The following is a 19,407-nucleotide window of genomic DNA, read 5'->3' on the forward strand; positions in this document are numbered from 1 at the left end:
CGGATACTCAGTCCGGAAGGGCTTCGGTCATCTTGGCGTAGTCGAAAGCCGGAAGGCCGGCGATCACCTGTTCGGTCAGCGGAACCGTCAGGATCCTGCCCCCGGGCTCCACCACGACGGAGCGCCAGGGTACGGCGCGGAGGGTACCGGCTTCGTCATCCCGGAACACCACGGCTTTCAAGGCGGCATCGCTTCCGGCGATGAGATCGTCCACCGTGCCGACCGGCACGTCGCCGTCGATCTCCAGCGCCGAGCCGACGAGTTCGGAGACATGCCACTGCCGGCCGATGCTCTCGGGACGCTCGACCGGCCCGATCGGCTGGCCGGGAGCGGTTTCCCGCAGGTTCCGCGCGTTCAGGGGTATTTCGGCCGTTCGAAACCCCTCGTTCACCTCGACCATGTTCCAGCCGAGGCTGAACCGGCCACCCTCCATCGGCGGTGCGGCGGCGCCGGGCTGGATCACGACCCATTCGAGGTCGCCGGGAAACCCGATCGTGACGTCCGCGATGGTGCCGACGGGTTTCTCCCCGCCTCCGACGACGGGAAGGCCGATCAGCCGGCTGAGCCTGAACCCGGTGTAGAAGTCGTCGTAACTGTAGTCACCGATCGCCACCGGTTCCTCGCGCGGCGGGGAAGCGGGATCCTGTGCGGCGGCGCTCTGCGTTGCGCCGAGCATGGCGACCAGGTCGTCCACGGTTCCGACCGTCTTGCCGCCCGGCCCCGATACGCCGGCGCCCAGCATGTCCCTTACGAGAAGCTTGTCCTGGGCGGCGGAGCCGAGCGTTTCCGCAGCGCTCTTCGCGGCGGAGGTGAGGTCGGTCATCGTCTGCGCCGTGGCCGGTGGCGACTGCAACGAAGCCGCGGCAAGGATCAGCGCCGGTACGAAGGAGGCTCGCATGGTTTCCTCGAAACATTTTCCTCGAAGGACGGGGCATTCATTGGCGTAACTCCGGTCCCTGGATCGGGTTCCCTGTTTTGCCGAGGCGCCCCGACCGCCGTTCCCGGGATCCGGGCGATCCCCGGACCGTTGCCGAAGGGCGATGCCAGAAGGAGGATTGGATGCCCGCGATCGCCCGTACCCTCGCCATCATCGGCTACGCCGCGGTCGGCGGCGGCTTGGTCACCGCGGCCGGGCTGGCGCTCTCGCTGGACGGCTGGATGGCGATCGGCGCCGCCCTGCTGAGCGGATTCGCCGGCATCTACGCAGGCGCCATGGCCCTCGGATTCGCGGCCAACCTGCGGATCCTGTCGGCCCTGCTCGACCGGCAGACGGAAACCCCGCCGAACGCCGCCGGCCCCGAAGAGCGTGCCCCTTCCGCGGGCGGCGGAGACCCGTGAGCCGCATCGGCCGGCTCCCGCCCGTCCATCCCGCGGAAGGTCGAACTCGCTTAAGAATCGGGGAACCGTCCAGGCACATGGCCGGTTCTCCAAAGAGTTGCTCAGGAAAATAGAAAAAATCCGAGGAGGAAACGATGCTCACAAGGTTCGCGTCGCTGGCCGTCGGAGTGGCCATGTCGCTGGCTGCGTCACCGGCATTCGCGCAGTTCGGGGCGCCCGGCCAGGGATCGGGCAATTCCGCCCAGGCGCCGGCCGCGCCGGAGCTGTCGCCACCGCCCGAGATCACCGGCGACGTGGTCACCGGAGACCTTCCGTCGCAGACACTGAAGTTCGGCATCGGCCTGGCCGAGACGTCGCCCCAGTACCGGTCGGTCAAGTATTTCTCCGACATCCTGGACAAGCGCACCGGAGGCAAGCTCAAGGTCCAGATCTTCCCCAACAGCCAGGTCGGCGACGACGCGCAGATGATGCAGGCGCTTCAGAGCGGCACGCTGGAAATGACCTATCCCTCCACGTCCCCGGCAGCCTCCCTCGTGCCCGAACTTCAGGTGTTCGACCTGCCGTTCCTGTTCGGGGACCGCAAGGCCGCCTACGCGGTGATGGACAGCGACCTGGGCCAGGAGCTGCTGGACAAGTTCGAGGGGACCGGGATCAAGGCGCTGGCGTTCGCCGAGAACGGATTCCGCGAGCTTACCAACAAGGTGCGGCCGGTGACCAAGCCGGCGGACGTCGGGGGCCTGAACGTCGGCGGGCTCAAGATCCGGACCATGCAGAACCCGGTGCAGGTCGATATCTGGAAGACGCTGGGCGCCAACCCCACGCCGATGGCGTTCGGCGAGGTGTTCAGCGCCATGGAGCAGGGGGTCATCGACGGCCAGGAAAACCCGTGGAGCACGATCCTGACCTCCAACTTCTTCGAGGTCCAGCCCTACGGCACCGAGACCAGGCACGTCTACACGCCCTTCATCATCATGATCTCCCAGCGGGTCTGGGACAACCTGCCCGAGCCCTACAAGAGGGTCGTCCAGGAAGCGGCGGACAAGAGCGCCCAGTACGAGCGGAGGATCAGCGCCGAGTACGACGACTGGTCCAAGGCCCAACTGAAGCAGCGCGGCATGCAGATCGCCGAACTGTCGCCGGAGCAACGCGCCGCTTTCCGGGAGGCGACGAAGCCGGTCTATGAGCAGTGGGCGCCGCGCATCGGCACCGACCTCGTCGATCGCGTCCAGAAGATCGCCGAGGGAGCGGAGGAAAGCGCCGCGACCAAGTGAGGCGACGGCCGGCCGACGGCGCTCGGCCGGCACAATCCCGGCGCGTGACATCCCGGCGCGTACATCCCGGCGCGTACATCAAGGTGAACCATGGAAAATGACCTGGACGAGGGCGGCAGCGCCGAACCGTTGCCCCTGCCCTTCCGCATCATCGAAACGCTGTTCGGCAGCATCCTGGCGCTGCTGTTCATCACGCTGATCTGTACGGTCGGGGCCAACGTGGCGGGGCGGTTCCTGTTCAACTACTCCCTGGCCTGGGCCGACGAGCTGTCACGCTTCATCTTCATCTGGCTGATCTTCCTGGGTGCAGCACTGGCCTACCTGCGCAGCGAGCACATCGCCGTCGACTATGTCGAACAGAAGCTGACGAGCACCAGGGCGCGGGCCGCGATGCGGCTGCTGCAGGACCTGCTGGTCCTGTTCGTGCTGGCGATGTTCCTCTGGGGAGCCTGGCAGGTGCTCTCCACCTACACCGGACACTCGGCACTGCTTCAGGTCCCCATGAGCTGGATCAACGCGTCCGTCCCGGTGGCGGTCGTGATCATGGCCCTGATGTGCTTCTACCACATCGCCCGCCATCTCCGCGGCCTCACGTCGAAGGACGATCCGGGACTGGCTCCCGACGAGGGCCGGTCCGGGGATGCGCAGTTCGTAAAAGTCTACAGGGGGGAATGAGCGATGCTGTGGGTGTTTCTGGGGATCCTGTTCATCTGCATCGTGGTCGGCGTCCCCATCGCCTTCGCGCTCGGGCTGGCGGCGATCGTCATGATGTTCATCGCGGGCGTCAGCCCGGCGGTGATGGTCGAGCAGGCGATCAACGGCGTGAACAGCTTTCCGCTGCTGGCGATCCCGTTCTTCATGCTGGTGGGCGAGATCATGAGCACCGGCGGCATCGCCCGCCGACTGGTCAATTTCGCCGAGGCGCTGGTCGGCTTCATCGCCGGCGGGCTCGGGCAGGTGACGGTGGCGGCCTCGATGTTCTTCGGCGGGATCAGCGGGTCTGCGGTGGCCGACACCTCCGCGATCGGCGGCATGCTGATCCCCAGCATGAAGGAGCAGGGCTACACGGCCGCCCACGCCACCGCGATCGTCACCTCGTCGTCGGTTATCGGCATCATCATCCCGCCGTCGATCCCGATGATCCTCTACGGCATCGTGACGGAAACCTCGATCAGCCGGCTGTTCATCGCGGGACTGATCCCCGGCCTGGTGATCGGGCTGGCCCTGATGGTCACCACGTTCCTGACCGCGCGGACCAGCCATGCCGGCAAGACCACCCGGTTCTCCCTCGGCCGGCTCTGGCAGACCTTCAAGGAGGCTTCCCTCGGATTGATCCTGCCCGTCATCATCGTCGGCGGGATCCTCGGCGGCGTCTTCACCGCGACCGAGGCCGCGGTGGCGGCCCTGCTCTATTCGCTGGTGATCTCCCTTTTCGTCTACCGGGAGGTCAAGGTGCGCGACCTCTGGGGCATGCTGATCAACACCGGGCGCCTGACCGGCATGGTGCTCTTCCTGCTGGCGACCGCCACCGTCGTGGCCTGGTTCCTGACCACCTCGATGGTGCCGCAGACGCTGGTGCAGAGCATGACCGGCATCACCACGAACCCCTACTGGATCCTGCTGATGCTCAGCGCCCTGCTGCTGCTGGTTGGCGTGGTGATGGACCTGACCCCGGCCATGGTCATCCTGGCGCCGATCATGCTGCCGATCATCCAGGCGGGCGGCATCGACTCGGTCTATTTCGGCGTCCTGATGTCGTACCTGCTGGGCATCGGGCTGCTGACCCCGCCCGTGGGCACCGTCCTGTATGTCGGGTGCGGGATCGGCAAGGTCAGGATGGAGCAGCTGGTCCGAGCGCTGCTGCCGTTCTACGGAACGCTTCTCGTGGTGCTGGCCCTGCTGATCATGTTCCCCATGCTGATCCTGTGGCTGCCCTACGCGTCGGGTTTCGCGATCAAGTGACGGCCGGTGCCGGAACGCCGATCCCTACGGGCCGGCCAGCGTCATCAGGGCCGCCTTGCCGCCGCTGCCGTCCGCGGAGATCGCGAAGCCGCCGTGGGTGTGGGCGGGATCCAGGAGCGTCCGGCGATAGTCCGCCTGGTCCAGCCACTGCCCGACGAAGAACCGGACGTCCGCGTCCGTCGGCTCGGTCCCGCAGCCGCCGCACCGTCCCGCCACGCTGGAGAAGTTGCGCCAGCGGGTCCGGGCATCCGGCGTCAGGTGGCGGAACGGGGAGGCGTCGAGCGGCCGGCCGCCTCCCCCCTCGTCCAGGGCTTCGCGTCCGGCCTCGGCCAGAGCCGGAGCGCCGGAGAGCGGCTCGACGCCGCCCTCCCTCCGGGCGCGGTTGATCAGGTCGAGCGCCAGGGCCTGCCTTTCCTCCGGCCCGATCCGGCGCGCCGGCGCGTCGCCCTTTCCGCCTGCGGCTTCCCCGCCCGCGCGGCGCGGGGTACCGGCACCGGCGAAGTTCTGGACGGCGTAGAGGCCCTGCCCGGCATCGCCGGCGATGCCGAAGCCGAAGCGCTCCAGGCCGTCAGCCAGGATGTTGCGGCGGTGTTCCGGGCTGTTCATCCAGCCCCGCTGCAATTGCTCGACGGTCGATCGGTCGGGCGGCAGCGGACAGCCTTCGCACCGCGCGATGTTCTCCGCGACCACCCGGGAGGAACTGCCGCCGGCGGCGCGGTAGCGGTCCATGACGGTTTCCCCTTCCGGCGAGGTGTGGCTGTAGTAGCCCCGGCGAAGCATGTCCTCCGCGTGGTTCTGCGCGGACTCGTTCAGCGTGTCGTCGAGTGCGAGGGGCGGCAGGTCGTGCTCGCGGCGATCCTGGTTGAGCAGGTCGAGGGCCGCGGTCCGGAGGGTGGCCAGGTCGCCCGTTTCCATGCCGGACGCGGCGCGGACGGCGATCAGGCATGCCAGCAATGCCGCGGCCGCGGTCGCCGCAAGCCGACGGGTCGCGGGCGGTCGCGGGGCTCTCGCGCACTTGGTCATCCGGGGATCCTTCTCGATCGGGTCAAGCTTGAACTGGCGGGAGGTGGACTGGCGGACAGCCGCCGCCCTATTCTCCCGGTCGGGTTCCAAGGGGTTGGGTAGATTTGAAGCATCGACCGCCGGCCGGCGACAATCGGAAAACCATCGCGGGAGGTCCGCACCCCGCCATCGACGCGGCCAAGCGGGTTCCCGTCCGTCTCCTGGTCCGCCTGCGCCGGCTGATGCGGCACGACCAGCTGCTCCTCGCTGTCCTGGCCGTGCTGGTCGGCGGGGTGGCCGCGGGCGGCGCCATCGTGTTCCGGACCGCCATATCGATCTTCCAAAGCCTCGCCTACGGCACCGGGGGCCTCCAGATCCTGGACAGGCTGGAACAGCTGGCGTGGTGGCACATCCTGCTGGCGCCCTGCGCGGGCGGGCTGCTGCTGGGCCTGTTCCAGCACCGGTTCCTGCCGGGGGGACGGCCGATGGGGGTTCCCGACGTCATCGCGCAGGCCGGCAGGGCGAAGGGCCGCCTGCCCTTCCGGAGCGGACTGGCCGCCGCCCTGGCATCCGCCGGGGCGCTCGGGGTCGGAGCCTCCGTCGGGCGCGAGGGACCGGTGGTCCACCTGGGAGCCGTCCTCGCGTCCTGGTTCGGCGAAACGCTCCGCCTGTCGTCGGGGCTGAGGCGCACGCTGCTCGGCTGCGGCGTGGCGTCGGCCGTCGCGACCTCGTTCAACGCGCCGATCGCGGGCGTGTTCTTCGCCATCGAGGTCGTGGTCGGCCAGTACGGCGTGGCGGCCTTCGCCCCCGTGGTGCTGGCCTCGGTCACCGGGACCGCCATCGGCAGGGCCTGGTACGGCGACTTCCCGGCCTTCATGCTGCCGGCGACCCCGGTCGGCACCCTGTGGGAGCTTCCCGTCTTCGCCCTGCTCGGCTTCGCGTCGGCCGCCATCGCCCTGGCCTTCATCCGGTCGATCTTCCTGGTGGGCGACCTGTTCGACGCCTGGTCTCCCAAGATCGGGCTGCCGCGCTGGGCCCGTCCCGCCGTGGGCGGGCTGGGCGTCGGGCTCCTGGCGCTGGAGTTCCCGGAGGTGCTGGGCGTCGGCTACGAGGTGACCGACCGGGCGCTCCAGGGCGCCCTGCCCTTCAGCCTGCTGGCGGCGCTGCTGCTGGCCAAGCTCGCGGCGACGGCGCTGTCGCTGGGCAGCGGCTTCTCCGGCGGGGTGTTCAGCCCGTCGCTGGCGGTGGGCGCGCTGGGCGGCGGCGCCTTCGGGCTGGTCGTCGCGGCGGTGTCGCCGGACCTGGCGTCCGGATCGGGAACCTATGCCACGGTCGGAATGGGCGCCGTGGCCGGCGCGGTGCTCGGCGCGCCCATATCGACCATCCTGATCGTGTTCGAGATGACCGCGGACTATGGCGTCACCACGGCCGTCATGGTCGGCACCGTGACCGCCGCCATGACCATGGGGCGGCTCAACGCGCGCTCCATCTTCCAGCTCCAGCTTGAGCGGCGCGGGCTGGTCCCCGCCGCCCCGAGCCGCGGGACGGGAGGACCCAGGGCCGTCCGCGTGGGGGACATCCTGCAGCCGTCCGACCATGCCATTTCCCCGGACGCCGGGGTCGGCGACATCCTCTCGGCCTGCCGGGCCGCTCCCGGCGGGCGGGTGCTGGTCGTGTCCGGCGACGGCCGGCTCGCCGGGATAGTGACGCCGATCGACCTGGCGGCGGCGCTGGCGCGGGATTCCGGAAGCGTCACGGCCGACGCCCTGGTCCGGTCCGACGTCCCGGTGCTGGAGCCAAGCGACGAGGCGCGCGCGGCCCTGGCCCTGATGGCGGAGCGGGACCTGCCCTGGCTGCCGGTGGTGGACGGGCGGGAGACCCGCCGCCTGGTCGGCATCATCCACGAGCGCGACATCCACCGGTCAGGCGCGCGCGCCACCCCGGCAGGACAGGGCTGAAATGATGCCTCAGCGCCCCAGCGGCTGCTCCGCATACCAGGCGGCGACGGCATCGATCTGCTCGTCCGTCAGGCCTTCCGCCACCTCGGTCATCAGGTGCTTGAAGCGCGTGCCGCCCCGCTCCTTCTCCTTCCAGAGAGTCAGATGCGTCTTCAGGTACCATTCGGGCTGGCCGGCGAGATAGGGATAATGGTCGTTCTTCCGGCGTCCCTCGGCGCCGTGGCAGCTGGTGCAGGACGGGATCTTGCGCGAGGCGATCCCCTCCAGCGCGATCCGGCGCCCGAGGTCGAGCAGCGCTTCCCGACCCTGCGGCAGGCCGCCCGCGGCGGCCGCGGAGACGATGGCGCTCTCGCTCCGGGCTCCCTGGGGAAGGATCTGACGGGGAATGCCGTCCGGCGCCGCCAAGGCCCCGACGGCGGGCGAAGGATTGCCGTCCTCCCCGGGCCGGGCGTCCGCCGGCTGCGAGGCGTACCATGCGGCCAGTTGGGCGAGCGTCCCGTCGTCATAGCGCTTGGCGGGAGGCTGCATGAAGCCGGAATGGCGATCCCCGGCCGCGAAGGCCTTCAGAGACGCCAGCAGATAGGCTTCCGGCTGGCCGGCGATGACCGGAAAGGCCTCCGCCGTCGGCCCCGAGCCCCGGCCGAGGCCGTCGCGGCCGTGGCACCGCGCGCAGTCGGTCAGCGCAACCTCGAAGATCCCGTCCAGCGCCGCCATCGTCTCGCCGCCGGCCTCGCGCGGCTTCCGGGCCGCCTCTCCGCCCAGCGCCAGGTCGGCGTAGCGTTCGGGCGTCAGGTCGGGCAGCGCGCGCAGGAAGGCGACCTGGGCCCAGACCTCGTCGTCCCGGTGCTGGATCACCCAGGACGGCATCCCGGAATACTTGATGCCGTGCTTGACGATCCAGAAAAGCTCGCGGTCCTTCCATTCCCCGACCTGGCCCTCCAGCCGCGGCGGATGGGGAGTCATGGACAGCGCCACTGGCGATTGCGGCACGCCCGGCGCGCCGTGGCACGGGGCGCAGCCGGTCGCGAAATGGCCGGCGCTTCTCTGGACCAGGGCGGGATCCGCCAAGTCGATGCCGGGCGGCACCGAGATGAGCAGGGATTGCCGGTCGACGGCATTCCCCATCGTCCAGTGAAGGAACCAGCCGACCGGCGCGAAGTGCCCCGAGGACGCGGCGATGGAGACCATGCCGGAGAGGCTGACGCCGAGCGCCAGGAGGACGGCCGCGACGGCGGCGGCCAGAACCTTCTTCCAGGTGAGCAGGAAATCGATCCGCATCAGGCGGTCTCCCCGGTCGGCGCCCGGTCCCGCAGGACCGATGAAAGAAGGGCCAGTCCCCCCGCGAGATAGGCCGAACCCCCGATGACCAGCATGAGGGCGCCGCCGAGTTGCTGGTCGCCCAGCGGTGTCAGCGCGGCGGCGGGCGAGCAGACTTCGGCGCAGGCGTAGAGCGGCCTGGGCGCGAAGAGAAGAAGGCCGCCGAGAAGCACCATGTGCATGGAGGTGATCAGCAGGGCGCAGACGCCGGCCGCCCGCGCGGCCACCCGGCCGTCGCCCGGCGCGCCGATGGCAGTCGCCCAGACCAGGACGCCGGCGGCAAGGAAGGACGCCTGTTCCAGGATGAGGAACGTGGGATCCATCCGCGCGGCGTCGTGCAGCGCCGGGGCGTGCCAAGTCCAGACCGCGACGAACTCCACCGCCGAGGCCACGATCGCCAGCGCGGGCGGAAACGAGGAGACAAGGCGCGGAACCGCGCGCGCGATGCCGACGGCGAGGAGCGGCGCCGCGACGGCGACGACGCCCATGTGCATCACCATGTGCGCCGCGAAGGAGCCCCGCGCCCGTTCGGGAAGCGGCCCGAACCACAGGAGGGCGAGCAGGAGCAGCCCGGCGGCCAGGGGCCAGAGCTCCGCCGGCCCGGACCGGCCGGCTTCCGCGCGTCCCGGCGCCGTTCGGACCGCTCCGGCAGGAGAGGATTGGGCGCGGGTCATCGGCAATCCGCGACGAGAAGTGCCGGAAGGCCGACGAACACGACGCCGACGAAGGAGAGCGCCGCGAGGAGGACGGTTGAAAACTCCAGGAAACGCTCGCGGTCGATGTCGGTATCCTCGTTATGCCGGTAGCCGCCGCCGTGCCTGCGCCATTCGCCGAAGGACCGCCACAGCACCAGGCCGATCAGCACCAGGGCGATCGCCGTGATGACGCCGACCATGATCCGGGTCTCGGCGATGGGCTGGAAGATGTCCTCGTTCGGCGCGCAGTGGATGGCCGCGACCACATAGCTCGCCAGGAAATGCAGGGCCCAGATCGTCGGCGCCGTGATCAGCGTCCAGAGATTGTCGTTGGTCTGCCTGGATTGGGCCATCAAAGCCTCCTCATGCCGCGAGCGGAGACAGCGCGATGGTCGCGACGGTGATCAGGGCGGTCCCGGCCATGAAATGCCAGTAGAGCGCCACGTTCGAGATGTCGATGTCGTAGACTGGGGTCAGCTTGCCGGCGAAGGACCGCGCCAGGCAGTAGGCCAGCATCAGCGCCCCCACGGCGACATGGGCGGCCGTCCAGATCACGATCACCCACACGGTGGCCTGGTAGACATGGACGACGGGGTCCAGGCCGGCGGCGAAGGGAGCCCAGACCAGGGCAGCCCCGCCCGCTAGCGCCAGGGCCACGCCGGCCGCCATCAGCGCCCGCGCGATACCGACCGATCCCGCCCGGTTGACCCGCAGCGCGATCCGCGCCGCCGCCCAGGCCCCCAGCATCAAGGCCAGCGAGACCATCGGCCAGAACAGGCCCGGCCCGTCCACCCCGGCCGGCGGAAACTCCGGATGGATGGTGAAGTAGAAGAAGTACGCGAAGACGAGCGACAGGAACGCCGTTCCGTCGCCGACCATGGTGATGAACATCGCCCACCATCCGACCGATTTCGGGCCGGACATGTAGAGGGGCAAGGTGAGGCCGAGGCCGACGTCCTTCTCCGGCTTTTCCGGGATCATCGCCGTCCCGCGCCACAGCCAGACCAGGATGGAGATGGTCGTCGCGACCATCGCGACGATCGTGGCGTACCAGAAATGGAAGGTCGCCAGGATGAAGACCGATCCCAGCAGGATCGCGGCGAACATGGTCATGAAGGTGTTGCCGGGAACACGGAGGCACTGCACCGGTTCGCCGTCGAGCACGCTGGTGACCATCGTCTCGCGCTTCATCTCCTCCGCGTCCGCCAAGTAGAAGCGTCCCTGATCGTAGTCCTCGACGAAGCCCGGCTGTTCCCACAGCGGATAGCGCGTCGTGACGATCGGGACGGATCGCACGCCCCAGTCCTTGCCCGGCACCTCGGCGAGCCACTCCAGCGTGCCCGCCTGCCAGGTGTTGCGCTCCGCGTAGGGTTGCTTCCCCTTCGGCCGGAGTATGTCGAAGACGATGATGAGGATGCCGGTCGCGAAGATGAAGGCCCCGATGGTCGACAGCAGGTTGGGCAGGTCGAGCCCGAGCCCGGCGGGATAGGTCCAGACCCGCCTCGGCATCCCGATCAGGCCCGAGAGATGCATGGGAAAGAAGCCGAGATTGAAGCCGACGAACATCAGCCAGAAGGCGATCCGGCCGAGCCGGTCCGACAGGCGGCGGGAGCCGACCAGCGGCCAGTAGTAATAGACCCCCGCCACGAGCGGGAACAGCATGCCGCCGATCAGGACGTAATGGAGGTGGGCGACCACGAAATAGGTGTCGTGGGCCTGCCAGTCGAACGGCGCCAGCGCCACCATGACGCCGGTCAGCCCGCCGATGACGAAGACCGCCAGCGCGCCGCTCACGAACAGCATGGGCACGGAATGGACGACCCGGCCGGTCCACAGGGTCGCGATGAAGACGAAGATCTGGACGCCGGTCGGGATCGCCACCGCCTCGGAGGCGGCCGAGAAGAAGCCCAGCGAGATCGCCGGCAGGCCCGTCGCGAACATGTGGTGGGCCCACAGGCCGAACGACAGGAAGCCGGTGCCGACCGCGGCCAGCACGATCCAGGAATAGCCCAGCAGGGGCCGCCGCGCGAAGGTCGGCACGATCATGGCGACCAGCGCGATCGCCGGCAGGAAGACGATGTAGACCTCGGGATGGCCGAAGATCCAGAACAGGTGCTGCCAGAGCACCGGGTCGCCGCCCCGCTCGGGATCGAAGAACGGCCAATGGAAAAGCCGTTCCAGTTCGAACAGGATGTCCCCCGCGATCAGCGGCGGGAACGCGAACAGGATCATGCCGGCGACGACGAGGACGTACCAGGCATAGAGCGGCATCAGGTTTAGCCGCATGCCTGGCGGCCGGCATTTCAGCGTCCCGACGATCAGTTCCACCGCGGCGGCGATCGAGGCAACCTCGATGAAGGACAGCCCCAGCAGCCAGATGTCCGGCCCGTAGCCGGGCGTGAAGCGCTCCTGGGTCGTCAGCGGCGGATACATGAACCAGCCGCCTTCCGGTGCCGCGCCGAAGAAGATCGATCCCGAGACGAAGACGCCGCCGATCAGGAAGCACCAGTAGCCGAACGCCGACAGCCTGGGAAAAGGCAGGTCGCGGGCCCCCAGCATCTGCGGCAGCAGGACGATCGCCACCGCTTCGAAGATCGGCACGGCGAACAGGAACATCATCACCGTGCCGTGCAGGGTGAAGACCTGGTTATAGAAGGTCGCGGTCAGGAAGTCGTTCTCGGGCACGGCAAGCTGGACGCGGACCATAAGGCCGAGGACACCGGCGAACAGCATGAAGGCGAAGGACGTCGCGGTGTACCAGATGCCGACTTCCGTGTTGTTGACCGCCGACCAGTAGCGCCAGCCCTTCGGCGTCTCCCAAACCTTTTCCAGGCGTTCCTCCTGGCCGCGGCGCACCGCCTCGGCGTCGGGGGGGCGTCCGGTATCCTCGGGCATCTGGGTCGCCTCGCTCATCGCAGTTCTCCCAGCCAGTTCGCGATGGCGGCGATTTCCTCATCCGGAAGCACGCCGAACTCCGGCATCTCGACGCCGGGCTTGATGTGGTCGGTGGCGCGGATGAACGCGGCGAGGTTCTCCTCGCTGGTTTCGAGAAGGCCGGCGCCGATGGTGCGCCGGGAGGCGACATGGGTGAGGTCGGGGCCGACCGAGCCGTCGGCCGGGGTTCCGCGGACGGTATGGCAGGCGCCGCAGCCGCTCGCGAGGAACGCCTCGTAGCCCGGACCGGAAACGACGGTGGCGGGCCGCGCCTGGGCTTCGACATGGGCCGCGTAATCGGCTTCCGGGACGGCGATCACCCGAAGGCCCATCTGGGCATGGGCCTCGCCGCAGAACTCGGCGCAGACCCCGTTGTAGACCCCCTCCACCGTGGGTTCGAGGATGATCCGGTTGACCCGCCCCGGGATCGCGTCCATCTTGCCGGCGAGCGCCGGAACCCAGAAGGAATGGATCACGTCGGGACTCCCGAGGAGGATCTCGGTTCGGCGGCCGACCGGGATCCAGATCTCGTTGGCGCTCTCGACCCCGCCGGAAGGCAGGCTTTTCACGACCCCGGGCTCTCCCTGCAGGCCATAGGCGACGCGCCACCAGAACCGTTCTCCGGAGACCGCGATCGTCGGGCCGTCCGCGGGCCGCCGGTAGTCCGGCATCTTCTCCAGCCCCCAGACCAGCAGGAGCGCCAGGACGACCGTCGGGAAGACGCAGCCGCCCCAGATGATGAGCTGGACCCCGCGCCGCGCACCGTTCTTGGCGGGCGTCGCCCGGACCGCATAGAGGCTGAGGCCGATGACGCCCAGCCAGATCACGGCCGACCCGACCACCATGACGTAGAACAGGTTGGCGATGCTGTCGGCTTCGGTCCCTGCCGCCCGGAACATCGACTGCGGCCCGGTGCAGGATGCCAGGACCGGAAGGATCAGCGTGATGGTCGCCGTGGCCGCGCCGGAGACACCGGCATCGCGCCGGCGGGTCGTCTTACGCCGGACCGCGTCCAACGGCGATCGTCGGGTTGCCTGCCGTTGGCCCACGATGGCTTTCCTTCGTTGTTCAGGTCGTCCGACTGAAGGCGGATCGGTCCGTCCCCGGTCCGGACCTTCAAACACGGAGAGTTGCCGTTGGTTGCCTTGGACCCTTCGAACACTTCCATGTCGAAGCGGTTGATCGGACCGCCCGGGCGGACGGGAATCAACGGCATCCGCCAGTGGACCGAAGAAGCGCACCGGGCCGAAGGGTTTCGTTCATGTCACCGCGGCAGCGTGGCCTACTTGTTCTTTGCGGCGTCTTTCGCGCCACCCTGGACGACCGGTTCCGGAGGCGTTCCGATCGCTTCCCTCCGCTTCCCGGCCAGGCTTCCGTCCGGAAGATCGGCGGTGGCCGAAGCCTCGCTGCCGGGCTGGTCCCCGCGCGCCCCCTTCTGCGTCACCGGTTCCGGGTTCTCGCCCAGGGCGCCGCGACGTTCCTTGGCGAGGCTGTCCTTCGGAAGATCACCCGACATGTTCGGTTTCTGATCGGGTGCGTTGCCGGCGGATTGCGCGGCCACGGCGGTGAACGAGCCGAGAGCGATCGCTGCGGCGGCAAAGCAGGCTACTGCCTTCATGACTGGTCTCCTTGTGCGGGGTGGGAGGCAAAGGCAACCCGAAGGATCAGAAACCTACGGGGTGCCGCCCTATGCTTCAAACAACGCGGGCGCCCCCTGGTCTCATGATTTCGCGGGAATGGCCCCCGAAGGCTTTGGAATTGGACGGTCGCGTGGCGGCGCCGTGTTCCTCCCGGAGAGGGAAGATCCCCACGCCTTCGTCAGGGTTTTCCCGACAGGCATGCCGAAATGCCCGACTGTCAATCAGGCCCGAGGAATTCGATATAGGATGTCATCGGTGGAAGACCCAGAAAACCCAAATATCGATGCGGTATCCAACAACACCCATACAAAATCGAGACGGGTCAGAAGTAAACGAGCTTTCTGTTCCAGGACCATCATGCGTTTTGTTCAGTTTTATTCAGGCTGATGCAACCAGGATACCGCATCAACCTGGAATCATAAACATCTACCGGGTCGTTCTGCAGGTTCACCGCAAAGTTGGAGCAACCGGGAGTCCAAGACATGGATCAAGTTCTGACCGTGGATGTCGTTCCGCATATCCCCATGCTGAAACGCTACGCCATGAAGCTGGCCCGAAACCCGCCGGATGCCGACGACCTGGTGCAGGACTGTCTCCTCCGTGCCCTGGCCCGCGCACACCAGTTCGAACCCGGGACCAATCTTCCGGCCTGGCTGATGACGATCCTGCGCAACCTTTTCATAAACCGGTACCAGCGTGGCCGGCGCATCGTGGAAGTGGAACTGGAGCCGGAAATCGCCGAGGTTTCCATGGACGCTCCCCAGGTCCACAGCGTCGCACTGCAGGATGCCGCGATGGCGATCCAGGATCTGAAGCCCGACCAGCGGCGGCTGATCGAGAAATGCGGTGTCGAGGGCGTTTCCTACGAGGATGCCGCCGCGGAGCTGGGCGTGTCCGTCGGCACGATCCGCTCGCGCCTGTCCCGGGCGCGCAGCCAGTTGCGCGACCAGGTTACCGGCCGCATACGCCCCGCGTATCTCAGGACCGCGACCGTGAATGATCGAGCCGGAGCGATGCGGCATCAGGCTCCCGTTCACGCTCCCGTTCACCAGGCTCCCGTGCATCAGGCCCCGGAGCGCCCGGACCGGGAAGAGCAGGACGCAGAGACATCAATCTCCGTCGGCGTCGAGCCTGAACGGATCGTGGAAACGGGCAAGGACAGGATGATCGCGCCGCCCGGCGGGGCCGGAGCGCCTGCGATGCCGACCGGCGGCGCCCAGCCGTTCGCCGGGCCTGACGCACCTTTCCCTGGAAAACACCGGAACTCATGGTCCGTGCTCCGCTCGGCGATGCCCTGGTGCGGAATACAAAGCCGGCATGCGCACCGGAACGTCGCACCTCCCGGTTCCCCGTCGGGCGCGCCGCCGCCCCGGCAGGAATTCCTGCTCGCCCGGATGCGGGATTCGGAGGTCGTGGTCGAGAGAGGCGGCAGCCGAGGGGGCGGTCCCCCCTCTCCCGTCACGCCGCCCCGATGAGAAGCCCGCCGGATTGCCGGGCTCGCACCGTCCCGCGTCCGTCGCAATCCCCTTACGCCTGTCAGGAATTTTCCGACACCGTGATTCTCGCTCCGCCTTGTTAGCCCGACAGACCTGATGGCCGGGCCGCCGTCACCGCGGGAACCGGCACCGGCCCCGTACACAGAAGCGCATCGCGGCGACGGCGTCGCGGCATCAGGCGGAAGAGCGGCCAGAACGAACGCTCGTCATCACATAAATCGGATGGAAGGAAAGAACCCATGCGTACACTCATGATTCCCGTCGTGGCAATGGCCCTTTCGGTCTCGCCGGTCGCCCTCGCCCAAAGCCAGCAGAGCGGCGGGCAGCAGAGCGGCAAACCGCAGGGCAGCGCACAGCAGAGCGGCAGCCAGCAGGACATGACCAGGAGCTACAAGGAGGTCGAGAACAGCCTGAAGCAGGCAGGTATCCAGGACGTCCAGGTGCTCAATGCCTCCTATCTCGTCAGCGCGGTCACCAAGCAGGGTGAGCAGGTCACCTTCGTGGTCGATCCGGCTGCGGCCATGGCGGCGTCCGGTTCCGGCGGCGGTTCCGGCAGCGGTTCCGGCAGCGGTGGCCAGGGCGGCTCCTCCGGGCAGCAGCAGGCCGGCAATCAGCAGCCGGGCAGCCAGCAGGGTGCATCCGCGCAGGCCGGCGGCGGCCAGCAGGCGTCGCTGGCGAGCCAGCAGCAGGTCCGCACGGCGCTGACCAAGGCCGGCTTCCAGAACGTCCAGATCCTGGATGCGACCTATCTCGCCCGCGGCAAGACGCAGAATGGCGATCAGATCACCATGATGATCGACCCGTCCGCCACGACCGGATCGTCGGAGGCGAGCAACGGCAGCTCCTCGTCCCAGCAGTCCGGTGGACAGAAGCAGTAACCTTGAAGTCGCGTGCCATCCGGGTCCATCCCGGGTGGCACCGTCATCGGATACCTACTCCTCCCAGGATGTGACGGGAGACTGAACATGGCCCGCATGCTCGGGACGATAACCGCCGTGATCCTCGGCTTGGCCTCCCTTTGCGCAGGGCTGGTCGTGATGGCCGGCAGCGCCATCACGTTCCTGGAAGGCGAGAGGCTTGCCGCCGTCGCGGGATGGGCTGCAACCAAGGTTGCCGGCCGGGAAGTCGTCGTCGGCGGGCCGGTCACCATCGACTGGGGGCGCCCGACGGTCGTGACCGCATACCGGATCTCGGTTGACAACCCCGACTGGGCCAGCCACCCCGACCTGCTCGATGTCGCGACGCTGCGCGTCGGACTGGATCCGGCAAGCCTGCTGGCGCTGGATCCGGCCATTCCGCTGTTGGATGTCGAGCAGCCCAAGGCCTTCCTGGAACGCGACGCGTCCGGCAGGACCACCTGGCGGGGTCTCCTCGGTTCCGGTGGGAAGACGTCCGAACCGGGTCTCGATCTCCATGGCCTCGAGCGGGTACTGGTCGTCGACGGAACCGTCACCTACCGTGACGCGGGTTCCGGTACGATCCCTTCCGGGCGGCTGTCGCAGCTGAGGATCGAGGCGACGGACGCGGCCAGCCCGATCGCCATCCAGGCCACGGCGGAAGCGAGCGATCCTCCAAGGCCGGATGTGCCGCCGCTCCAGGTCAGCGGCACCGCGATGTCGCTGAACGACTTGCGCGCGGAAGGTGCCGCCGACGGCGACGGGGCGCCCGTGCGGATCGACCTGGCGGCGGCGGAGTCCAAGCTCACGGCCGAAGGGCAACTCGTCGACCCCTTGGGTACCCGCAAGCTGGATCTGCGGCTGACCGGTTCCGGGCCCGATGCCGGGACCATCCTCCGGTACCTGGACATGCGGATGGCGCCCCGGCCGGGTTGGCGCCTCGAAGCGGAAGTGAGCGGCAGCCATCCTAGCTGGCAGGTCGGAAAGCTGACGATGGACCTGGGCGATACCACCGTCCAGGGAACCGCCGACCTGGACCTGTCCGGCCAGCACCCCTCCGTTTCGGCCAACCTGTGGGCCATGCCCCTGGCCCTGGACCAGCTGCGGGAAATCGCCGCCGGGCTGGATACCGGGAATGCGTCGGGCGGGCAGGACCCGGATGGCGGCGCCGGGCTGCCGCTGGACATGCTGACCCGTTTCGACGGCGACATCCGACTGGTCGCCGACCCGATCCGGTCGTCCGGACTGCCGGTTTCATCCCTGACCGCCGAGGCCCGCGTGACGGAGGGCACCTTGACCGTGGATCCCCTCCAGCTTTCGGGAGCCGGCGGAACGGCGACCGGACGGCTCGTGGTCAATGCGGCGGCACGGCCCGCCTCGCACAGCGCCCACGCGGAACTGAATGATCTGGCGTTGGACGCGCTTCTCGATCTGGTCGGGACCGCGGTGCCGGCCCGGGGAACGGTCGGGGGCAGCCTGGATCTCCGTGCCAGCGGGAGCACGGTCGACCGCATCCTGTCGACCCTGGCGGTGGCGGCCGACCTGTCGATGGACGGCCACGTTCGGAACGTCCCGCTCGACCTCGGCGTCCATATCGGCGAGGACGGCCAGCCCTCCGGCGGCACGGTGCCGATCCGGATCCAGGGAACCGTCGCCGAAACCGATCTGTCGGTGACCGGTTCCCTGGATTCCGGCACCGCCACCCTGGACAACCCGCCCGCGTGGGACCTGGAGGTGCGCGCGCATGGCCCCAGCCTGGCTCCGATCCTGGAAATCGCGGGCGTCCAGGCCGGTACGCCGGGCCTCGGCCACCGGCTGGAGGCGAATGTCCATTATGAGGGGAGCACGGCGAAGGTCGCCGATCTCCTGGCGGTGGTCGGCGCGAGCCGGGCCACGGGTTCGGGCAGCCTGGACCTGTCCGGCGACCGGCCGATGGTTCGCGCCGACCTCTCCGTCGACCGTCTCGCCCTGGACGAGCTTCGCGGGCTGGCGCCGTCCTCGCCCGACGGTTCCGGCGGCGAGTCCGCGGGCGACGGCTCAGGTGACGGGGGCGTCATTCCCGCCACATCCCTGCCCTTCGACCGCCTGAAGCAAGTGGACGCCCGTCTCTCCGTCCAGGTGGCGGAGTTCAGCGGCACCGACCTGCCGCTCTCCGGCCTGAGCGCGGAGGCGACGCTGGACAAGGGGGTGCTGAGGGTCCAGCCGCTGGCCGTCGACTTCGCCGAGGGGCGGACCCGCACGACGGCCACCCTGGACGCCAACGCACGGCCGCCGGCGCTTCACGGGCAGGTATCGGCGGAGCGGATCAGCAGCGATGCCCTGCTGACGTCGCTCGGCGTGACGCAGAAGGTCCAGGGCCTCGTCTCGGGATCGATGACGCTCGACAGCGCCGGCAATACGCCGGACGCACTCGCCGCCGGGCTGGATGGGCAGGTGCGGTTCTACATAACGGACGGCCGGATCAATACGAAGCTGGTCAATGCCCTCGCCCTGTCGTTCACCCAGGTGCTCGACCTGCTGTTTTCGTCCGACGATTCGACGCCGGTGGACTGCATGATCGGATCGTTCGACGTGACGGACGGGGTCGTGGACCCGGAAACCCTCATCTTCGCCACGCCGGAGGTCGCCATCAGGGGCAAGGGGCGGATCGACCTGGCCGAGGAGACCCTCGACCTGCGCTTCACGCCCCATCCCAGGGAACGCCGGTTCTTCAGCATTGCCGTCCCGATCGAGCTGGGCGGAACGCTGTCCGATCCGACCATAGACCTGGGCGCGTCGCTGGGAGCGGAACTCGCCCGGAACCGGGCATGCCGGACGGCCCTGGACCGCGTGTCGGAAAACCGGGATATACCGTCCGCGCAGGACGACACGACGGCCCAGGACCCCTGACGCCGGAAC

At 68.6% G+C, this 19,407-nt stretch carries 16 protein-coding genes; 8 read left to right on the top strand and 8 right to left on the bottom strand.

The genetic code is table 11. The features are described 5' to 3' along the window. Positions 1-7: 7 nt before the first annotated feature. Complete coding sequence (locus tag JL101_RS17625; RefSeq protein WP_203097183.1) at positions 8-898, bottom strand: PRC-barrel domain-containing protein; 891 nt, start codon at positions 896-898, stop codon at positions 8-10. Positions 899-1,059: 161 nt separating this feature from the next. On the opposite strand from JL101_RS17625, the gene JL101_RS17630 reads away from it, so the two are divergent. The 4 genes from JL101_RS17630 to JL101_RS17645 all read left to right on the top strand — a co-directional run bounded on the left by JL101_RS17630 (position 1,060) and on the right by JL101_RS17645 (position 4,571). Beyond that, positions 1,060-1,338, top strand: coding sequence for a hypothetical protein (locus JL101_RS17630; protein ID WP_203097182.1), 279 nt, complete (start codon positions 1,060-1,062; stop codon positions 1,336-1,338). A gap of 134 nt (positions 1,339-1,472) precedes the next feature. Continuing rightward, on the top strand, positions 1,473-2,609 hold the full coding sequence (locus JL101_RS17635) for a TRAP transporter substrate-binding protein (RefSeq protein WP_203097181.1): 1,137 nt from the start codon (positions 1,473-1,475) through the stop codon (positions 2,607-2,609). Between the two features lie 90 nt (positions 2,610-2,699). After that, positions 2,700-3,284: a TRAP transporter small permease gene (locus JL101_RS17640; RefSeq protein WP_203097180.1), complete on the top strand. Its 585-nt coding sequence runs from the start codon at positions 2,700-2,702 to the stop codon at positions 3,282-3,284. A gap of 3 nt (positions 3,285-3,287) precedes the next feature. Beyond that, entirely contained in the window at positions 3,288-4,571 is a 1,284-nt protein-coding gene (locus tag JL101_RS17645) for a TRAP transporter large permease (protein WP_203097179.1), read from the top strand. A 24-nt stretch (positions 4,572-4,595) separates the two neighbouring features. Here the strand turns inward: JL101_RS17645 and JL101_RS17650 are convergent, their stop codons facing one another. Beyond that, positions 4,596-5,594, bottom strand: a complete 999-nt coding sequence (locus JL101_RS17650) for a CAP domain-containing protein (RefSeq protein ID WP_203097178.1) — start codon at positions 5,592-5,594, stop codon at positions 4,596-4,598. Positions 5,595-5,698: 104 nt separating this feature from the next. Between JL101_RS17650 and JL101_RS17655 the strand changes: the two genes are divergently transcribed. Then, complete coding sequence (locus JL101_RS17655) at positions 5,699-7,531, top strand: chloride channel protein (protein ID WP_203097177.1); 1,833 nt, start codon at positions 5,699-5,701, stop codon at positions 7,529-7,531. Positions 7,532-7,540: 9 nt separating this feature from the next. Here JL101_RS17655 and JL101_RS17660 read toward each other — a convergent pair whose 3' ends face one another. From JL101_RS17660 to JL101_RS17685, 6 genes are all read right to left on the bottom strand, one after another. After that, complete coding sequence (locus JL101_RS17660; protein WP_203097176.1) at positions 7,541-8,809, bottom strand: c-type cytochrome; 1,269 nt, start codon at positions 8,807-8,809, stop codon at positions 7,541-7,543. Beyond that, positions 8,809-9,522 carry a cytochrome c oxidase assembly protein gene (locus JL101_RS17665; protein ID WP_203097175.1) on the bottom strand — a complete coding sequence of 238 codons (714 nt, stop codon included), beginning with the start codon at positions 9,520-9,522 and terminating at the stop codon, positions 8,809-8,811. Before JL101_RS17665 ends, JL101_RS17660 begins: the two co-directional genes overlap by 1 nt. Continuing rightward, positions 9,519-9,896 (bottom strand): hypothetical protein, encoded by a 378-nt coding sequence (locus tag JL101_RS17670; protein WP_203097174.1) that lies wholly within the window; start codon positions 9,894-9,896, stop codon positions 9,519-9,521. The genes JL101_RS17665 and JL101_RS17670 overlap by 4 nt, the downstream gene beginning before the upstream one ends. A gap of 10 nt (positions 9,897-9,906) precedes the next feature. Next, positions 9,907-12,456 carry a cytochrome c oxidase subunit I gene (gene ctaD / locus JL101_RS17675; RefSeq protein WP_228434924.1) on the bottom strand — a complete coding sequence of 850 codons (2,550 nt, stop codon included), beginning with the start codon at positions 12,454-12,456 and terminating at the stop codon, positions 9,907-9,909. Beyond that, complete coding sequence (locus JL101_RS17680) at positions 12,453-13,526, bottom strand: cytochrome c oxidase subunit II (protein WP_203097173.1); 1,074 nt, start codon at positions 13,524-13,526, stop codon at positions 12,453-12,455. Before JL101_RS17680 ends, ctaD begins: the two co-directional genes overlap by 4 nt. A 233-nt stretch (positions 13,527-13,759) precedes the next feature. After that, positions 13,760-14,095: a hypothetical protein gene (locus tag JL101_RS17685; RefSeq protein WP_203097172.1), complete on the bottom strand. Its 336-nt coding sequence runs from the start codon at positions 14,093-14,095 to the stop codon at positions 13,760-13,762. A gap of 504 nt (positions 14,096-14,599) precedes the next feature. Here JL101_RS17685 and JL101_RS17690 point away from each other — a divergent pair. The 3 genes from JL101_RS17690 (at position 14,600) to JL101_RS17700 (ending at position 19,398) form a co-directional block, all read left to right on the top strand. Beyond that, complete coding sequence (locus JL101_RS17690) at positions 14,600-15,592, top strand: sigma-70 family RNA polymerase sigma factor (protein ID WP_203097171.1); 993 nt, start codon at positions 14,600-14,602, stop codon at positions 15,590-15,592. Between the two features lie 260 nt (positions 15,593-15,852). Continuing rightward, on the top strand, positions 15,853-16,491 hold the full coding sequence (locus tag JL101_RS17695) for a hypothetical protein (RefSeq protein WP_203097170.1): 639 nt from the start codon (positions 15,853-15,855) through the stop codon (positions 16,489-16,491). Between the two features lie 87 nt (positions 16,492-16,578). Beyond that, positions 16,579-19,398 carry an AsmA family protein gene (locus tag JL101_RS17700; RefSeq protein ID WP_203097169.1) on the top strand — a complete coding sequence of 940 codons (2,820 nt, stop codon included), beginning with the start codon at positions 16,579-16,581 and terminating at the stop codon, positions 19,396-19,398. Positions 19,399-19,407: the final 9 nt, after the last annotated feature.

It is taken from the genome of Skermanella rosea, assembly GCF_016806835.2.
GTDB classification, from domain to species: domain Bacteria; phylum Pseudomonadota; class Alphaproteobacteria; order Azospirillales; family Azospirillaceae; genus Skermanella; species Skermanella rosea.